The following is a 17,126-nucleotide window of genomic DNA, read 5'->3' as shown; positions in this document are numbered from 1 at the left end:
CAAAATGCCATACGGAATCAGTCAGCCTGTTTGCGCAGGAAGGCAGGAATATCGTAGGTTTCCATGCCGTTTTTCTCCAGCGCACGTACCGTATCGGACGCCGATTCACGACGCCATACTGCTGGCGCCTTCAAACCGTCGAACGAAGCGGCTGGTTGCGCTGCGCCTTGCATCATGCCGGTGTTGGCCATCATAGGTTCGTTATGGGTGCCGGTACGCAACATTGGAGTCTGTACCAGTTGTACGCCTTTACGCGCACGACCCAGGCCAGTTGCCACCACGGTCACGCGGATATCGTCGCCCATTTCATCGTCGTACGCGATACCTTGCGCGATCGATGCGTCTGGAGCTGCGAATGCACGGACAGTCGCCATGACTTCCTTGATTTCCTTACCTTTGAGGCCACGGCTGGCGGTCACGTTGACCAGTACGCCGCGCGCGCCGGACAGGTCGATGCCGTCGAGCAATGGCGAAGCCACTGCTTGTTCAGCAGCGATACGTGCACGATCGATACCTTGTGCAGTTGCGGTACCCATCATCGCCTTGCCTTGTTCGCCCATGATCGTTTTCACGTCATTGAAGTCGACGTTAATATGACCTGGTACGTTGATGATTTCTGCAATACCGGCAACGGCATTGTTCAATACGTCATCCGCGTGTTGCAGCCATTCGATCATGCTGTCGTCTTCGTAAATCTCTTCCAGTTTTTCGTTCAGGATGATGATCAGTGAATCTACGTGCTGGCCCAACGCTTCCAGACCTTCGTCAGCGATGTCCATGCACTTGCGGCCTTCGTACGAGAATGGCTTGGAAACCACAGCCACTGTCAGTGCGCCTTGCTCTTTCGCGATTTGCGCAATGATAGGAGCAGCACCGGTACCGGTACCACCGCCCATACCTGCAGCGATAAAGACCATGTGCGCGCCGCGCAGTGCATCTTCAATGCGTGGACGGGTTTCTTCCGCCAGCTGACGACCTACCGCAGGCTTCATACCAGCACCCAGACCGGTTTCACCGATCTGGATGATGTTGTGCGCCTTCGATAATTGCAATGCTTGCGCATCGGTGTTGGCGACGATGAATTCAACGCCGTTCACGCCTTTATTGATCATGTGTTGTACAGCGTTGCCACCAGCACCACCAACGCCAACCACCTTGATCACGGTTCCTTGTGCCACATTTTCGAGCATGTCGATTTCCATGATAGTTCCTTAAAGATTATGCAGTTTCCAGTTGCTAGTTCTCACGCGGTGTGACAACTAGCAACTGCTAACTGCGGGTTATTACAAAATGAGTTAAGACAAAACTAAATATTTGCTGCGAATTAAATACTTACTGCGTAAATACCAACTTAAAAATTACCTAAAAACCATTCCTTCATGCGACGGAAAATTGCCACCGTCGAGCCATCCTGACGCGTGACGATGTGTCCACGCAGGTACTGCTTTTTCGCTTCCAACAACAAACCCAATACGGTTGCATACCGCGGACTACGGACTACATCTGCCAACTGGCCGTTGTATTCGGGCGTACCCAAACGCGCAGGCTTTAAGAAAATATCTTCTGCCAGTTCTGCCATACCCGGCATCATCGCGGTACCACCGGTCAGCACGATGCCGGATGACAGCACTTCTTCGTAACCGGATTCACGCACCACCTGATGCACCAGCGAAAACAATTCTTCAATACGCGGCTCGATCACTGCAGCCAAAGCCTGGCGTGACAAGGCGCGGGTACCGCGATCACCGAGGCCGGGTACTTCCAGCGTTTCGGCCGGATCAGCCAGCACTTGCTTGGCCATGCCGTAACGCAATTTGATCTCTTCTGCTTCCGCAGTCGGCGTACGTACCGCCATCGCGATATCGTTGGTGATCTGGTCACCGGCAATCGGGATCACTGCGGTATGACGGATCGCACCTTCGGTGAAGATCGCAACATCGGTCGTACCGCCACCGATATCAATCAACACCACGCCCAATTCTTTTTCGTCTGCCGTCAGCACCGCTTCGGCTGAAGCCATAGGCTGCAAAATCAGATCGGATACTTCGAGACCGCAACGACGGATACATTTGACGATGTTCTGCACTGCGGAAACAGCACCGGTCACGATGTGTACCTTCACCTCGAGTCGGATGCCGCTCATGCCGATAGGTTCACGCACATCTTCCTGATTATCGACAATGAATTCCTGCGGCACGGTGTGCAGCAATTGCTGGTCGGTCGGGATATTGACGGCTTTCGCGGTTTCGATCACGCGTGCAACATCGGTCGCCGTGACTTCCTTATCCTTGATCGCCACCATGCCGCTGGAATTGAAGCTGCGGATGTGGTTACCGGCGATACCGGTATACACATTGCGGATCTTGCAGTCCGCCATCAGCTCTGCTTCTTCCAGTGCGCGCTGTATCGATTCGACGGTCGCTTCGATATTAACGACCACCCCCTTCTTCAGCCCCTTGGATTCGTGCTGGCCCAGACCAATCACTTCGTGTCGGCCGTTGGGCATTACTTCCGCCACTACAGCCACCACTTTCGAGGTGCCGATGTCGAGACCGACGATCAGGTTTTTTGCGTCTTTAGTCATGTTTTTCCACTTACTTTTTTTTACTGTCCGATCCGACCTTCAAACCCTGCGCCTTCAGGGCCAATCCGTTCGGATAACGCATATCAATACTTTCTATCCTGTCCTGCAAACGTGCGAGCAATTGCGGATATATCCCCACCAATCGATCCACGCGTTCCTTCAAAGTCGTACTGCTTTTCTCCCTGCCAAACTCCACTGTCACGCCATTGCTCAGCTTCACAGTCCACGCATAGCGCCCCGACAATGAAAGTGCCTCGGCACTTAAATTCAACGGCGCGAACCATTCATTCAAATCATTCAGGCGCGCCACCACTTCTTTTTCACTTCCCGGCGGACCATTGAAGGTCAGCAGGTTGGTATCCTCTTCCGCCTCGGCCAGGTTGGCGGTAAATACATCGCCCTTGGTCGACAACAAACGTCCGTCTTCACCCCAGGTACCGAGCGGTGTGTGCTCTTCCAGCGTCACCGTCAATTGGTTCGGCCAGTCACGACGTATCGTTGCCTTGCGTACCCAAGGTACTGATTCAAATGTCTGACGTACCGTATCCAGATTGGCCGTAAAGAAATTGCCCTTGATACGTGCCAGCACTGCACTGCGTACGGTAAGCGGATTGATATGCCGCAACTGCGCCTGCTCCGCACCTTCTATGCGTATCACCTTCAGGGTGAAATAAGGCCGTTGCGCGACCCACCACAGGCAGCAAGAAACCAGCGCGAGCGCGACCAGGCCGAACAAGGCATTGGCGGTTGCGTTCAGGGTTCTGATGTCTTGCCACATAGCGTTATCTATCGTTCCGTCTCAATTACTTGTGCTGCACTGGTTTCAGGCCCAGCTTGGCCATACGCAAAATTTCCACGCACAAATCTTCATAAGCAGTACCCGCCACCTTGGCCGACATCGGCACCAGCGAGTGACCAGTCATGCCCGGCGAAGTATTAATCTCCAACAGGAATGGCTCGTTATCCGATTCACGCACCAGGAAATCCACCCGCGCCCAGCCGGTGCAACCGACGGCATTGAAGGCGTTGACCGCCAATGCCTGTACCCGCTTGGTAAATGCATCATCGAACGGTGCCGGGCACAGGTATTGAGTGTCATCACTGAAGTACTTGTGCTCGTAATCGTAGTTACCTTGCGGCGCGATGATTTCAACTATCGGTAACGCGCGTGCATTGCGACCACTACCCAGTACCGGCACGGTCAATTCACGTCCTTTGACGAATTGCTCAACCAGCACCACATCATCGTATTTGGCGCACAAATCAAAACCGGCCTGCATGCCTGCCGCTGTTTCAACCTTGGCGATACCTATGGTCGAACCTTCATGCGGCGCCTTCAGCATCAGCGGCATACCGAACTCGGCTGCGATTGCCTGCAACTGTTCTGGCGTAGTCGCTTCCACTTCCAGCGCGGTGAACTTCGGTGTAGGCACACCGTGGCTCAGACACACACGCTTGGTAATCACTTTATCCATCGCAATCGCCGACGCCATTACCCCCGGTCCGGTGTATGGAATACCCAGCTGTTCCAGCGCACCCTGCAGGCTGCCGTCTTCGCCAAAGCGGCCATGCAGCGCGATAAAAACGCGATCAAATTTTTCCGCTGCCAGTTCCGCCAGGCTGCGCTCAGCCGGATCAAACGGATGCGCATCTATGCCTTTCGATTGCAAGGCTGCCAATACCCCCTTGCCCGACATCAGCGAAACCTCGCGCTCGGCAGAGCGGCCGCCGAACAGTACGCCGACCTTGCCAAATTCCTTTTTCATTTGCTCTGTAGTCATGATCTTCTTCACTCAGGCTTTGCCAATTTGGCTGGCACGCCACTAATCGATCCTGCACCCATCGTGATCACCACATCACCATCCTTGATGATGTTCATGATGGTCGCCGGCATATCGGCTATCTTTTCCACGAACACCGGGTCTACCTTGCCCGCCACCCGCAACGCATGCGCCAGCGTACGTCCGTCGGCGGCAACGATAGGCTGCTCTCCTGCTGCATACACTTCCGCCAGCACCAGCATGTCGGTAGTCGACAAGACCTTGACGAAGTCCTCGAACAAATCACGGGTACGCGTATAACGATGCGGCTGGAATGCCAGCACCAGGCGACGCCCCGGATAAGCACCACGCGCTGCTGCTATCGTTGCTGCGGTTTCCACCGGGTGATGGCCGTAATCGTCCACCAGAGCAAACGAGCCAGCAGGCTTGTCGTTGACAGCCGGGATGCTTATTTCTCCATAGCGTGTGAAGCGACGGCCCACACCATTGAATTCGGTCAGTGCTTTTTGTGTCGCCTGATCAGCGACACCCAGTTCGCGTGCAATCGCAATCGCGGCACAGGCGTTCTGTACGTTATGCATGCCAGGTTGGTTCAGGCTGACTTTCATCGGCGCATAACCTTGCTGCAACACGGTGAAATGCATATGACCATCGATGGCTTGCGCGTCAATCGCGCGTACTTGCGCATCTTCATGGAAGCCGTATGTCGTGATCAGCTTGGAGATACGCGGCATGATTTCGCGTATCGTCGCATCGTCCAGGCACAGCACTGCAACGCCGTAGAACGGCAGGCGTTGCGTGAATTCGATGAAAGCCTGCTTCAGTTTTTCAAAGTCGTGACCATAAGTTTCCATATGGTCGGCATCGATGTTCGTAATGACTTCGATCACCGGCGACAGATTGAGGAAGGACGCGTCCGACTCATCGGCTTCAGCCACGATGAATTCACCGGTACCGAGCTTGGCATTCGCACCTGCGCTATTAAGCAAACCACCAATCACAAACGTCGGGTCCAGGCCACCCTCGGCCAATACACTGGCAACCAGGCTGGTAGTCGTGGTCTTGCCGTGGGTACCGGCAATCGCGATACCGCGACGCAGGCGCATCAGCTCAGCCAGCATCACAGCACGCGGCACGATAGGAATGTGCTTTTCACGGGCAGCGATGACTTCCGGATTGTCTTCCTTGACTGCGGTCGAAGTGACGATCGCATCTGCTTTTTCCACATTCTCAGCCGCGTGGCCCAGCATCACTTTCGCACCCAGCTCGCTCAGGCGACGGGTCGCGGCATTGCTGCCGAGGTCGGAGCCTGACACCGTGTAGCCGAGATTCAGCAGCACTTCAGCGATACCACTCATACCGCTGCCGCCGATGCCGACGAAATGAATATTTTTGACTTTGTGCTTCATGTGATCTTCACTAACTTTTCAAGTACATCGGCGATAGCGGCATTCGCATCGCGGCGACCCTGGGCATACGCTGCCTCGGCCATTTGCTTGCATTTCTCGCGCGTCATGTTTTGCAGCAGTTCTGCCAAACCCTGCGCGCTTAATTCACTTTGCGGCAGGTGTATCGCCGCATTTTGTTTTTCCATCCACTGCGCGTTATCACGTTGATGGGTCGTGGTCGATACCAGCAAAGGCACCAGCACACTGGCCACACCCGCAGCGGTCAATTCCGACACCGTAATCGCACCAGCACGGCAAATCACCAGATCTGCTTCTGCATAACGACGCGGCATGTCATCGATAAAATCGAGAACTTCTGCTTCCACTCCTGCTTGCGCATAATTAGCGCGTAAAGCATCTATATTCTTCTTACCCGATTGATGCGTAACCACTGGTCGCTGCCCGGCTGGCAACATCGCCAAAGCCAAAGGCATCGCATCGTTCAAAGCTTTTGCACCCAGGCTGCCACCCACTACCAGCACCTTCAAAGGACCGCTGTGCTGTGCATAGCGCTCGGCCGGCGTCGGCAACGAAATGATTTCCTGACGCACCGGATTACCAGTCACCAAAGCCTTGCTGGCAGCCGGACCAAAATCAGCCGGGAAGCCAAACAACACGCGCTCGGCCACCGGCGTCAAAGTCTTGTTCGACAACTGCAGAGCAGCATCCGCATTAATCAACACTACCGGCACACCACGCAGTTTCGCCATGAAACCGCCAGGCACTGTCACATAACCGCCCATGCCCAGCACAATGCCCGGATTGCGACGCTTCAGGATGGAGAAGCAAGTCGCAAAACTCGCCACCAGCTTGAACGCACCGGTAATCGTGTGACGCAAACCTTTACCGCGCAGGCCGCTGAACTCGATGGTGTCCATCTCGACGCCCGCTTTAGGCACCAGCTCACGCTCCATGCCGTGCGAAGTGCCGAGCCAGCTCACTTGCCAGCCGCGCGCCTTCATCGTTTCCGCTATCGCGAGTCCCGGGAAAATATGTCCGCCCGTACCTGCCGCCATGATCACGAGTCGTTTCATATACGACCTCCGCGCATCAGGACGCGATTTTCATAATCGATACGCAGCAGGATCGCCAAACCTATGCAGTTAATCAGCACACCCGAACCGCCATAGCTCATCAATGGCAGCGTCAAACCCTTGGTCGGCAGCAAGCCAAGGTTCACGCCCATATTGATGAAAGCCTGCACACCTATCCAGATACCTATGCCCTTCGCCGTCAAACCGGCAAACGTCAAATCAATCGCAATCGCCTGGCGGCCGATTTCAAATGCACGCTTGATCAGCCAATAGAACAGCGCCACCACCACCAGCACACCAACAAAACCGAGCTCTTCACCAATCACCGCCAGCAAGAAGTCGGTATGCGCTTCCGGCAAGTAATGCAGTTTCTCCACGCTGCCGCCGAGGCCGACTCCAAACAATTCACCACGACCAAATGCGATCAGCGAGTGCGACAACTGATACGCCTTGCCCAATGCATTCTCTTCATCCCACGGATTCAGGTAAGCAAATATTCGTTCGCGCCGCCACGGTGACAAGATAATCACCATGCTGAAAATACCGACCAGCGTCGCGCCTATGCCACCAAACCAGATACCGTTGATACCGCCGAGGAACAAAATACCCATCGCGATACACACGATCACACCGAACGCGCCCAAATCCGGTTCCAGCAGCAAGAGCAAACCAACGAAACCTATCGCCAGCGTCATCGGCATAAAGCCTTTGGTCAGCTTGTGCATGTACTGCTGCTTACGCACTGTGTAATCAGCTGCATACAAAACCACGAACAACTTCATCAGCTCGGACGGTTGCAGGTTGAAGACCTTGAACGACAACCAGCGACGCGCACCATTCACGCCTTTACCTACGCCCGGCACCAATACCAGCACCAGCAAAATCAGCGTCGCCACAAACAGGTAAGGCGCCAGCTTTTGCCAGGTTTCTATGCGTACGCGGAAAGCCAGCAAACCAGCAAACAGCGACACACTGATAAACATCGCCTGGCGGGTCAGGAAGTGCGCATTGTCGTAACGCGCATACTTCGGCGAATCGGGCAGCGAAATCGAAGCCGAGTACACCATCACCATGCCAAACAACATCAGCAACACGACCACCCACACCAAAGGCTGGTCGTAAGCCATCATCTTCGAACGCTGGTCGAGACTGGTCACGGCTTTTTTAGCCGCTGCGCCGGAGAATGATGGGAAGGCGAATTTCATGCAGAGACCTCGCCACGCGACAAACCGATTTCACGTACTTCATCAACAAAAACCTGCGCCCGATGCGCATAGTTTTTGAACATATCCAGGCTAGCGCATGCTGGCGACAACAAGACTGCATCGCCCGCTTGTGCCAGTTCCGCGGCTTTCTGGGTTGCTTCCTGCAAAGTCGCGCAGTTGATCAATTCCACGCTGGTCGCCTGCAAGGCTGCACGTATGTTGTCGGCATCCTTGCCGATCAGCAGCACGGCACGCGCATATTTGGCGACCGGATCCGCCAGTGGCGAAAAATCCTGTCCTTTGCCATCACCACCAGCGATCAGCACCAGATGATTGGAAGCGCCGTCCTGGCTCGCACCCAAACCATTCAAGGCCGCCACGGTCGCGCCGACGTTGGTACCTTTGCTGTCGTCGTAGTAATCAACGCCACCTATGGTCATCACATGTTCAACCCGATGCGGCTCGCCGTGATACTCACGCAAGCCGTGCAGCAACTGGGCAAACGGCAAGCCTATCGAACGGCACAGCGCCAGTGCCGACAAGGCATTGATCGCATTGTGCTGACCACGGATCTTGAGTGCATCCACCGGCATCAATTTATTGGTCGATACGGCCAGCTCGACATTGTCTTTCTTACGGCGTTTCTTTTGCGGCTCTTCTTCCTCTACCGCAACCGACAACCAGCGCATGCCGTTTTCATCGACCAGGCCGAAGCAATCTGCCTGCTCTGCTTCATCTGCACCAAAGGTGATGACTTTCGCCAGCGGACTAGCCATGTGCATAACCAGCGCATCGTCGCGATTCAGCACGCGTATCGTGTTGCTGCCGAAGATACGTGCCTTGTCATCGGCGTAAGCGGCCATGTCGCCATGCCAGTCGAGATGATCCTGGGTCAGGTTCAGGACGGTAGCGACATCGGCTTGCAGGCTGTAAGTCGTATGCAACTGGAAGCTGGACAACTCCAGCACCCAGACTTGCGGCAATTGATCATCGGCCAGCACCTGATGCAATTTATCCAGTGCTGCCGGGCTGATATTGCCCGCCACCTGCACCGTCAAACCCGCACGCTGGCACAACAAACCAACCAGGCTGGTGACCGTGGTTTTGCCATTGGTGCCGGTGATAGCGATGACTTTCGGTGCGTACTCTTTTTCTTCTTTCAGTGCAGCCAGGGCCTGCGCGAACAGCTCGATCTCGCCCCAGACCGGGATTTCTTTTTCTGCGGCGGCTGGAATAATCGCGGCCAGTTCGCGCGCTGGCATCAGGCCAGGGCTGACGGCAACGAAATCGATTCCTTCCAGCAAGGCGGCATCAAATGTACCTGCGATGAACTCGGCTTGCGGTGCGATCTCGCGCAACTGCGGCAGGCGATCCGGTTGCTCACGCGTATCGGCAACACGCAAAGACGCGCCGCAACGGACCAGCCATTGCGCCATCGCCAGCCCGGATTCACCGAGCCCTAAAACCAGAACGTGTTTACCTGCGTAGTTCATTAGCGTAATTTCAAAGTAGACAAACCAAACAACACCAGCATCATCGTGATGATCCAGAAGCGCACCACGACTTGTGTTTCTTTCCAGCCTTTTTGTTCAAAGTGATGGTGCAAAGGCGCCATCAGCAACACGCGCTTACCGATACCGGTGCGCATCTTGGTGTACTTGAAGTAGGCCACCTGCAACATGACGGACAGTGTTTCCACCACGAAGATGCCGCCCATGATGAAGAGCACAACTTCCTGGCGCACGATGACGGCGATGGTGCCGAGCGCACCACCCAATGCCAGCGCACCGACGTCGCCCATGAAAACTTGCGCCGGATGTGCGTTGAACCAGAGGAAAGCCAAACCCGCACCGGCCATCGCACCGCAGAAAATAATCAATTCGCCTGCACCCGGGATATGCGGAATGAACAGGTATTTGGAATAGTTGGCGCTACCGGTCAGGTAAGCAAACAAACCCAGCGCGGTACCCACCATCACGGTCGGCATGATCGCCAGGCCATCGAGGCCGTCGGTCAGGTTGACTGCATTGCTGGTGCCGACGATGACGAAGTAAGTCAGTGCGATAAAGCCCCAGACGCCCAGCGGATAGCTGATGGTTTTAAAGAAAGGAACGATCAGATCGGCTTTAGGTGGCAAGTCCATGCTGAAGCCGGACTGTACCCATGCCACAAACAGATCGAGGAATTGCGAATTGCTCGGTGCCGAGACCGAGAACGCCAGATAGATAGCGGCAAACAAACCGATGATGGACTGCCACATGTACTTCTCACGCGAAGCCATGCCTTTCGGATCTTTATAGACCACCTTGCGGTAATCATCGACCCAGCCAATCGCACCAAAGCCCAGCGTCACGATCAACACGACCCAGATAAAGCGGTTGCTGAGATCAGTCCAGAGCAAAGTCGAAATGCCGATGGAAACCAGGATCAACACGCCACCCATGGTAGGCGTACCGCTTTTCACCAGATGTGTTTGCGGGCCGTCGGTGCGCACTGCTTGTCCGACTTTCAGGCGGGTCAGCATGCGTATCACGGCCGGCCCAGTGACCAGGCCGATGACCAGCGCAGTCAGGGTCGCGAACACCGCGCGGAAAGTAATAAAGTTAAAGACCCGCAGTGGCCCTAGTTCGTCTTGAAAATATTGTGCCAGCCAGAGCAGCATATTAATGGGCTTCCTGAGTTTGTTGACCGAGTAAGTGCTGGACCACGCGCTCCATCTTCATGAAACGCGAACCTTTAACCAGCACCGTTGCATCCGCCGTAAAGATTCCAGCCAATGCATTGTTTAATTCTTCTACGCTGTCGTAGTGATGTGCGCCGCTACCGAAGGCGCTGACGATGTAACGCGTCATATCGCCCAGTGCGAGCACATGCTGTATACCTTTAGTACGTGCATACGCACCGATTTCTTCGTGGTACTGCTGACCGTCATTACCGACTTCGCCCATATCTCCGAGGACCAGGATGCGTGGCGCCGACATCTGCGCCAGCACATCGATCGCAGCACGTACCGAGTCCGGATTGGCGTTATAGGTGTCGTCTATGACCAGTGCGCCATTCGCTGCATGCTTGCGTTGCAAACGACCACTGACAGGTGCAAACGCCTGCAAGCCGCGCACGATGGCATCGGTCGAAATACCAATCGCCAGTGTGCAAGCGATCGCTGCCAGCGCATTGCGGACGTTATGCACACCGGCAGCAGCCAGTGCCAGGCTGAATTGCTGACGCCCCGCCGTTACTTCCATATCGCTGCCGAAGGCGTTCGCGCTGTAGCTGCAGCGTACGTCTGCATCATCCGAGAAACCGAAAGTCAGCACCTTGCGCTGCGCTGCCAGCGTGCGCCACAAAGGCGTGAATTCGTCATCTGCCGGAAATACCGCGATGCCGTCAGCTGGCAAGCCAGCCAGTACCGCACCGTTTTCCTTGGCAACCGCTTCCACGCTCTCCATGAATTCCTGATGTTCGCGCTGTGCGTTATTCACCAGGCCTACCGTCGGACGCGCAATCGCGGACAGCACGGCGATTTCACCCGGATGGTTCATACCCAGTTCGATCACCGCGGCTTTGCAAGACTTTTGCAAGCGCATCAGCGTCAAAGGCACGCCGATGTCGTTATTGAAGTTACCGCGTGTCGCCAGATAGTTATCGACACCGCATGCTGCTTCCAGAATCGCCGCGATCATTTCCTTGACCGTGGTTTTGCCATTGCTCCCGGTCACGCCAATCACAGGTATCGCGTATTGCTGACGCCAGTAATGCGCGATCTGCCCGAGCGCAACGCGGGTATCCGGCACAATCAACGCTGGCACTGTCAGGCCTGCCGGTACGGTTTCTGCCACCACGGCTGCGACTTTGTGCTCCGCCACTTGAGGCAGGAAGTCGTGCGCATCAAAGCGCTCACCGCGCAAAGCAACGAACAAATTACCCTCGCCTACAGTGCGGCTGTCAGTCGAGACACCATCAAAAGCTGCGTCAGCCGTCATGCGTGCACCTTGCAGTGCAGACTGGAGGATGGCTAATGTAGAGTTCATTAGCTCGCTCCCTGCATGACACGTGTCGACAAAGCCAGTGCGGCATGGTCGGCGTCGAGGAAAGGTAATTTGCGGCCTTTCACTTCCTGATAGGCTTCATGTCCTTTACCCGCCAGCAGGATAACGTCGTGTCGTGCTGCATGACGTCCGGCCCACAGAATCGCGCTGGCGCGATCCTCTATGATTTGTGGTGCATTTTTAGGTGTAGTGATGCCAGCCACGATGTCGCTGATGATGGCGGTCGGCTCTTCATTGCGCGGATTGTCTGTCGTCACCACGATATGGTCAGCCGCCATTGCGACCTTGCCCATTTGCGGACGCTTGCCCGGATCGCGGTCACCGCCGCAACCAAACACACACCACAGCTCGCCACCGCGGTCATTTGCGACATTGCGCAAGGTAGCCAGTGTTTTTTCCAGCGCGTCTGGCGTGTGCGCATAGTCAATCACGACCAGCGGTGCTTCACCGCCGCCGAGTTGCTGCATGCGGCCTGGCACTGCTGTCAGAGCCTCGATGGCGTTGACTGCATCATGCAGGCTCACGCCTTTCGCCAGCAGGATGCCGATGATGCCCAGCACATTGCTGACATTGAACTGGCCCACCAGTTGCGTTTTGACTTGTGCACTACCCGCCTCTGCTTCGAGATGGAAAGTAGTACCGCTCTGGCTGCTGCGGATATCCGTTGCGCGCAACAGTGCAATACCATCGACTGTTTGCGCGCCCAGTGTGTAACCTGTAATCGCGGTATCGGCTTGCTTTCCTTGCAAGCGCTGCACCAAGCGCAGACCCATCGCATCATCCAGATTGATGACCGCGTGTTGTAATCCCGGCCAGTCGAACAGCATCGCCTTGGCTTCTTCATAAGCCGCCATATCACCGTGGTAATCCAGGTGATCGCGCGTGAAGTTGGTGAACAAGGCCATGTCGAAGTGCATGCCGGACAAGCGCCCCTGATGCAAACCGATGGACGACGCTTCTATTGCCAGCGCGCTTGCACCGAGATTGCGTACATTGACCAACGAGCGTTGCAGCAAGACTGCATCCGGCGTGGTGTAACCGGTGACGTCAAAATCACCCGCTCCGCCATTGGTATAGATGCCGATACCGAGCGTACCTATCACTGCCGTCGGTTGACCGAGGCGCGACAAGGCATTGCCCAGCCATTGCGCACATGAGGTTTTGCCATTGGTACCGGTGATCGCGACGGTAAACATCGAACGATCAGGATGGGCGTAATACGCTGCGGCGATTTCGCCTGCATGCGTTTTCAAATCTTCGACCGCCAGGTGCGGCACATTCCATTCCGCATCCCAGGTGCAACCGGCAGCTTCATAGATTACTGCCTGTGCGCCACGCTCGATCGCGTTGGCGATGTAGTTGCGACCATCGGCTTCGTCACCAGGATAGGCAAAGAAAGCATCGCCCTGCGCAATACGACGCGAATCAGACGCGAGCTCGGCCTTGGGCGCGTTAGCGGCCAGCCAGTCGAGGATGTTTGCGAGTGCGGTCGTGGTCAGGATAGACATTACATATTCTCCTGTTCCGAACCAGCCGGGATGATGATATTGGTCACGCTGGAATCCGGCGCCACGTTCATCGAGCGCAAGGCATTTGCCGTCACGGTCGCGAAGACCGGCGCTGCAACCTGACCACCGTAGTGCTTACCTGCGCCCGGCTCATCGATCATCACGGCAATAATGATGCGTGGATCGGATACCGGCGCAAAGCCCACGAAGGAAGACACATACTTCCGCACGTACTGGCCTTTTTCAATTTTGTAAGCGGTACCGGTTTTACCAGCGACGCGATAACCCGGCACTTGTGCCCGTGGAGCTGACCCAGCCGGACCCGCCGCCATCTCCAGCATGCCGCGCATCTGACGCGCAGTAGTCGGGCTGAAAATACGTTCACCGATAGGCTGGTCGGTAGCGCGCTGGAAGGTGATCGGAATCAAATCACCGTCGCGTGCGAAGACTGTATACGCATGCACCAATTGCAACAAAGACACGGATATACCGTGCCCATAACTCATGGTGGCTTGTTCAATCGGACGCCAGGATTTATAGGGTCGGACCCGTCCGGCTACTGCACCAGGGAAATTGATCTTAGGCTGCTGACCAAGACCTATGCTGGTGAACATGTCCCACATTTCATGCGGTTCCATTTGCAGCGCAATTTTTGCAGTGCCTATGTTTGATGATTTCTGTATCACCTGTGACACCGACAACAAACCGGATGCATGGGCATCGCCAATGGTGGCGGTACCGATAGTCATCTTGCCCGGCGCGGTCTGGATCATGGTGTTAGGTGTGACGCGCTTGGTTTCCAGTCCGAGTCCAACCGAAAACGGCTTCATGGTCGAACCTGGCTCGAAAGTATCGGTAATCACGCGATTACGCAGTTGCGCGCCGGTCAGCACGGAACGGTTGTTCGGGTTGTAAGTTGGCAGGTTGGCCAGCGCCAGTACTTCACCGGTTTTTGCATCGAGCACAACGATGCCGCCAGCCTTAGCTTTATTCTCTTCGACGGCTTCTTTCAGGGCGGTGAATGCGATGTACTGGATCTTGCTGTCTATCGACAAAGCCAGGTCCTTGCCATCATGCGGCTCGCGCACCGATTCGATATCCTCGACGATACGACCCAGTCTATCCTTGATAACGCGACGGCTGCCAGTCACACCAACTAGGGTCTTTTGATAGGCCAGCTCCATGCCTTCCTGGCCTTTGTCTTCGACATTGGTGAAGCCGACGATGTGCGCCATGACTTCGCCTTCAGGGTAATAGCGCTTGTATTCTTTACGGGTGTCGATACCAGCGATACCGAGCTTGAGGATTTTGTCGACGGTGTCGAGCTCAACCTGACGCTTCAGATAGACGAAGGTACGATCCGAATCCAGCTTGCGGCGCAATTCACGTTCTGGCATATCCAGCAACTTGGCCAGTGCCTGCAATTTTTCCGGTGGCGATTCCAGTACATCTTCCGGGATCGCCCAGACTGCACGCACCGGGATAGACGAAGCCAGTACCTGGCCATTGCGATCGGTAATCTTGCCGCGGGTAGCAGGCAGCTCCAGCGTACGCGCGTAACGCGAAGCGCCCTGCTTTTGCAGGAACTCGGTCGACATGCCCTGCAACCACAAGGCGCGACCTGCCAGCGTCAGGAAAGCAGCGAAAATCAGGAATAGCACGACCCGCGAACGCCAGGCTGGCAACTTGGTTGCCAGTACCGGGTTCGACGAGAATGGCACGCCCTTGGATGCGGCAGTGCGCGACGTACTACGCGTCATTTAGCCCCCATCGTCAGGTACTGCGTGCTGGCCGGTGTTACCGGCACCATGCGCAAATCACGGCGTGCGTTGCCTTCGATACGCGCGTGTTTGCCGAGTGTGGATTGGTCGAGTTGCAGCTGCGCCCATTCAATGTCGAGCTGGCGCGCTTGTGCCTGGGCACGTTCGAGTTCGATGAAGAGACGACGGAATTGATAATGCGCATTGACGACCGACAACGCGCAGGCGACCAGGATCAGGGTGAAGACAAAACAGATGCGGCCGCTCATGCTGCACTCCCGGATGGTGCAACACCAGCAGGCGACAGACGCTCAGCGACCCGCATCACGGCGGAACGCGCGCGTGGGTTTTCACTGATTTCTGCAGCGGATGGTTTTACGCGGGACAACAGCTTCATTTCTGGTTGCGGCAAATCGATGGCACGAATCGGGAGGCGACGGTCTGGCTGCGGCACATTCGCTTTGCCGGCCATGAACTGCTTGACGATGCGATCTTCCAAAGAATGAAAGCTGATCACAACCAATCTCCCATGCGGGGCCAGATACCGATATGCCTCGTTCAAGACTACTTCGAGTTCTTCAAGCTCCTGATTGATGAAAATCCGGATAGCCTGAAAGGTGCGAGTGGCCGGGTCTTTGCCTTTCTCGCGGGTTTTGACGGCGCGTGCCACGATCTCGGCAAGCTGTCGTGTGCTTGAAATTGGCTCGACTGCCCTGCGAGCAACAATCGCCTTTGCAATCTGAAAAGCAAACCGTTCTTCCCCATAATCTCGTATCACTTTCTCGATTTTTTGTTCAGTTTCCGTCGCCAGCCACTCCGCTGCCGACATGCCGCGCGTTGTATCCATGCGCATATCGAGCGGCCCGTCTGCGCGAAAACTGAAACCACGCGTCGCATCGTCAACTTGCGGTGACGAAATCCCCAGGTCCAGCAATACTCCATCCACCTGCTTGATACCGCGTACAGCCAAAGCCTCACTCAAGGTTGCAAAACTGTCGTGCGCAATCTCAAAACGCTGGTCACTGATCGTCGCTGCATTGGCTATCGCTTGCGTATCCTTGTCAAAGGCCAGCAAACGACCACCACTACCAAGCTGCTGCAAAATCTTGCGGCTATGCCCGCCGCGCCCGAAGGTGCCGTCGACGTACACGCCGTTGACGCGATCACCACTCAGCGCCAGCGCATCGACCGCCTCATCCAGCAACACCGTACGGTGCTGGTATTGCTGCACCGCATCTGCATTCATCACGGCGTCAGAAAGAAAAATCGTTGAGTACATCCGGCATGCCGTTGGCTACGGCCGCCGCTTCGCTTTCCGCCAGTTTCGCCGCATCCCAAATCTCGAAATGGCTACCCATACCGAGCAACATCACGTCACGCGTCATACCTACCGCCGAACGCAATTCAGGCGCGATCAGGATGCGACCAGCGCCATCCATCTCTACGTCAGAAGCATTACCGAGGAAAATTCGTTGCCACGCGCGCGCAGACATAGGCCATGCAGCGATTTGTTCGCGATGGGTTTCCCATACCGGGCGCGGGAAGAACAGCAGGCAGCCGTGCGGATGTTTGGTCAGGGTGACACGACCCTCACACTGCAAAAGCAGTGCGTCACGATGCCGCGACGGAATAGTCATCCGGCCTTTGGCATCGAGATTGAGAGAGGACGCGCCTTGAAACACCCTGAAATCCTTTTTTTGTACGTTTTACATGCTGAATCGGGTGGATTCCGTGTTTATTTTTTACGTTTCAAATAC

Annotated in this window: 15 protein-coding genes; all 15 read right to left on the bottom strand. The window is 55.6% G+C overall.

Annotation, left to right across the window (positions count from 1 at the left end; all coding sequences use genetic code 11):
• Positions 1 to 17: 17 nt before the first annotated feature.
• On the bottom strand, positions 18 to 1,202 hold the full coding sequence (gene ftsZ / locus H7U06_RS04315; protein ID WP_175624937.1) for a cell division protein FtsZ: 1,185 nt from the start codon (positions 1,200 to 1,202) through the stop codon (positions 18 to 20).
• Positions 1,203 to 1,351: 149 nt separating this feature from the next.
• Entirely contained in the window at positions 1,352 to 2,584 is a 1,233-nt protein-coding gene (gene ftsA / locus H7U06_RS04310; RefSeq protein ID WP_175624936.1) for a cell division protein FtsA, read from the bottom strand.
• Between the two features lie 10 nt (positions 2,585 to 2,594).
• Positions 2,595 to 3,362, bottom strand: a complete 768-nt coding sequence (locus H7U06_RS04305) for a cell division protein FtsQ/DivIB (protein WP_175624935.1) — start codon at positions 3,360 to 3,362, stop codon at positions 2,595 to 2,597.
• Between the two features lie 25 nt (positions 3,363 to 3,387).
• Positions 3,388 to 4,365, bottom strand: coding sequence for a D-alanine--D-alanine ligase (locus tag H7U06_RS04300; protein ID WP_175624934.1), 978 nt, complete (start codon positions 4,363 to 4,365; stop codon positions 3,388 to 3,390).
• An 8-nt stretch (positions 4,366 to 4,373) separates the two neighbouring features.
• A complete protein-coding gene (gene murC, locus H7U06_RS04295) occupies positions 4,374 to 5,774 on the bottom strand; it encodes a UDP-N-acetylmuramate--L-alanine ligase (protein WP_175624933.1) in 1,401 nt (466 codons plus the stop codon).
• Complete coding sequence (gene murG, locus H7U06_RS04290; RefSeq protein WP_175624932.1) at positions 5,771 to 6,847, bottom strand: undecaprenyldiphospho-muramoylpentapeptide beta-N-acetylglucosaminyltransferase; 1,077 nt, start codon at positions 6,845 to 6,847, stop codon at positions 5,771 to 5,773. Before murG ends, murC begins: the two co-directional genes overlap by 4 nt.
• Entirely contained in the window at positions 6,844 to 8,052 is a 1,209-nt protein-coding gene (ftsW, locus tag H7U06_RS04285; RefSeq protein WP_175624931.1) for a putative lipid II flippase FtsW, read from the bottom strand. Before ftsW ends, murG begins: the two co-directional genes overlap by 4 nt.
• Entirely contained in the window at positions 8,049 to 9,545 is a 1,497-nt protein-coding gene (murD, locus tag H7U06_RS04280) for a UDP-N-acetylmuramoyl-L-alanine--D-glutamate ligase (RefSeq protein ID WP_175624930.1), read from the bottom strand. The genes ftsW and murD overlap by 4 nt, the downstream gene beginning before the upstream one ends.
• Positions 9,545 to 10,714 (bottom strand): phospho-N-acetylmuramoyl-pentapeptide-transferase, encoded by a 1,170-nt coding sequence (gene mraY / locus H7U06_RS04275; RefSeq protein WP_175624929.1) that lies wholly within the window; start codon positions 10,712 to 10,714, stop codon positions 9,545 to 9,547. Before mraY ends, murD begins: the two co-directional genes overlap by 1 nt.
• Position 10,715: 1 nt before the next feature.
• Positions 10,716 to 12,083, bottom strand: coding sequence for a UDP-N-acetylmuramoyl-tripeptide--D-alanyl-D-alanine ligase (gene murF / locus H7U06_RS04270; RefSeq protein ID WP_175624928.1), 1,368 nt, complete (start codon positions 12,081 to 12,083; stop codon positions 10,716 to 10,718).
• Complete coding sequence (locus tag H7U06_RS04265) at positions 12,083 to 13,609, bottom strand: UDP-N-acetylmuramoyl-L-alanyl-D-glutamate--2,6-diaminopimelate ligase (protein ID WP_175624927.1); 1,527 nt, start codon at positions 13,607 to 13,609, stop codon at positions 12,083 to 12,085. The genes murF and H7U06_RS04265 overlap by 1 nt, the downstream gene beginning before the upstream one ends.
• The gene (locus tag H7U06_RS04260) at positions 13,609 to 15,369 is read right to left on the bottom strand and encodes a penicillin-binding protein 2 (RefSeq protein ID WP_175624926.1); all 1,761 of its coding nucleotides are present in this window, start codon (positions 15,367 to 15,369) and stop codon (positions 13,609 to 13,611) included. The genes H7U06_RS04265 and H7U06_RS04260 overlap by 1 nt, the downstream gene beginning before the upstream one ends.
• Positions 15,366 to 15,638, bottom strand: coding sequence for a cell division protein FtsL (gene ftsL / locus H7U06_RS04255; RefSeq protein WP_175624925.1), 273 nt, complete (start codon positions 15,636 to 15,638; stop codon positions 15,366 to 15,368). Before ftsL ends, H7U06_RS04260 begins: the two co-directional genes overlap by 4 nt.
• Positions 15,635 to 16,615 carry a 16S rRNA (cytosine(1402)-N(4))-methyltransferase RsmH gene (gene rsmH, locus H7U06_RS04250; RefSeq protein ID WP_175625211.1) on the bottom strand — a complete coding sequence of 327 codons (981 nt, stop codon included), beginning with the start codon at positions 16,613 to 16,615 and terminating at the stop codon, positions 15,635 to 15,637. Before rsmH ends, ftsL begins: the two co-directional genes overlap by 4 nt.
• A gap of 7 nt (positions 16,616 to 16,622) precedes the next feature.
• Positions 16,623 to 17,051 (bottom strand): division/cell wall cluster transcriptional repressor MraZ, encoded by a 429-nt coding sequence (mraZ, locus tag H7U06_RS04245; protein WP_124574501.1) that lies wholly within the window; start codon positions 17,049 to 17,051, stop codon positions 16,623 to 16,625.
• Positions 17,052 to 17,126 lie beyond the last annotated feature (75 nt).

The organism is Herminiimonas sp. Marseille-P9896, from assembly GCF_903993245.1.
Taxonomy (GTDB): Bacteria; Pseudomonadota; Gammaproteobacteria; order Burkholderiales; family Burkholderiaceae_D; genus Oxalicibacterium; species Oxalicibacterium contaminans.
The sequence above is the reverse complement of the archived record's forward strand: the minus strand, read 5'-3'. Positions and strand labels throughout refer to the sequence as shown.

Bases quoted from the DNA above. Each gene is read 5' to 3' on its own strand.
- ftsZ (WP_175624937.1), bottom strand. From the start codon at position 1,202: ATGGAAATCGACATGCTCGAAAATGTGGCACAAGGAACCGTGATCAAG.
- ftsA (WP_175624936.1), bottom strand. From the start codon at position 2,584: ATGACTAAAGACGCAAAAAACCTGATCGTCGGTCTCGACATCGGCACC.
- H7U06_RS04305 (WP_175624935.1), bottom strand. From the start codon at position 3,362: ATGTGGCAAGACATCAGAACCCTGAACGCAACCGCCAATGCCTTGTTC.
- H7U06_RS04300 (WP_175624934.1), bottom strand. From the start codon at position 4,365: ATGACTACAGAGCAAATGAAAAAGGAATTTGGCAAGGTCGGCGTACTG.
- murC (WP_175624933.1), bottom strand. From the start codon at position 5,774: ATGAAGCACAAAGTCAAAAATATTCATTTCGTCGGCATCGGCGGCAGC.
- murG (WP_175624932.1), bottom strand. From the start codon at position 6,847: ATGAAACGACTCGTGATCATGGCGGCAGGTACGGGCGGACATATTTTC.
- ftsW (WP_175624931.1), bottom strand. From the start codon at position 8,052: ATGAAATTCGCCTTCCCATCATTCTCCGGCGCAGCGGCTAAAAAAGCC.
- murD (WP_175624930.1), bottom strand. From the start codon at position 9,545: ATGAACTACGCAGGTAAACACGTTCTGGTTTTAGGGCTCGGTGAATCC.
- mraY (WP_175624929.1), bottom strand. From the start codon at position 10,714: ATGCTGCTCTGGCTGGCACAATATTTTCAAGACGAACTAGGGCCACTG.
- murF (WP_175624928.1), bottom strand. From the start codon at position 12,083: ATGAACTCTACATTAGCCATCCTCCAGTCTGCACTGCAAGGTGCACGC.
- H7U06_RS04265 (WP_175624927.1), bottom strand. From the start codon at position 13,609: ATGTCTATCCTGACCACGACCGCACTCGCAAACATCCTCGACTGGCTG.
- H7U06_RS04260 (WP_175624926.1), bottom strand. From the start codon at position 15,369: ATGACGCGTAGTACGTCGCGCACTGCCGCATCCAAGGGCGTGCCATTC.
- ftsL (WP_175624925.1), bottom strand. From the start codon at position 15,638: ATGAGCGGCCGCATCTGTTTTGTCTTCACCCTGATCCTGGTCGCCTGC.
- rsmH (WP_175625211.1), bottom strand. From the start codon at position 16,615: ATGAATGCAGATGCGGTGCAGCAATACCAGCACCGTACGGTGTTGCTG.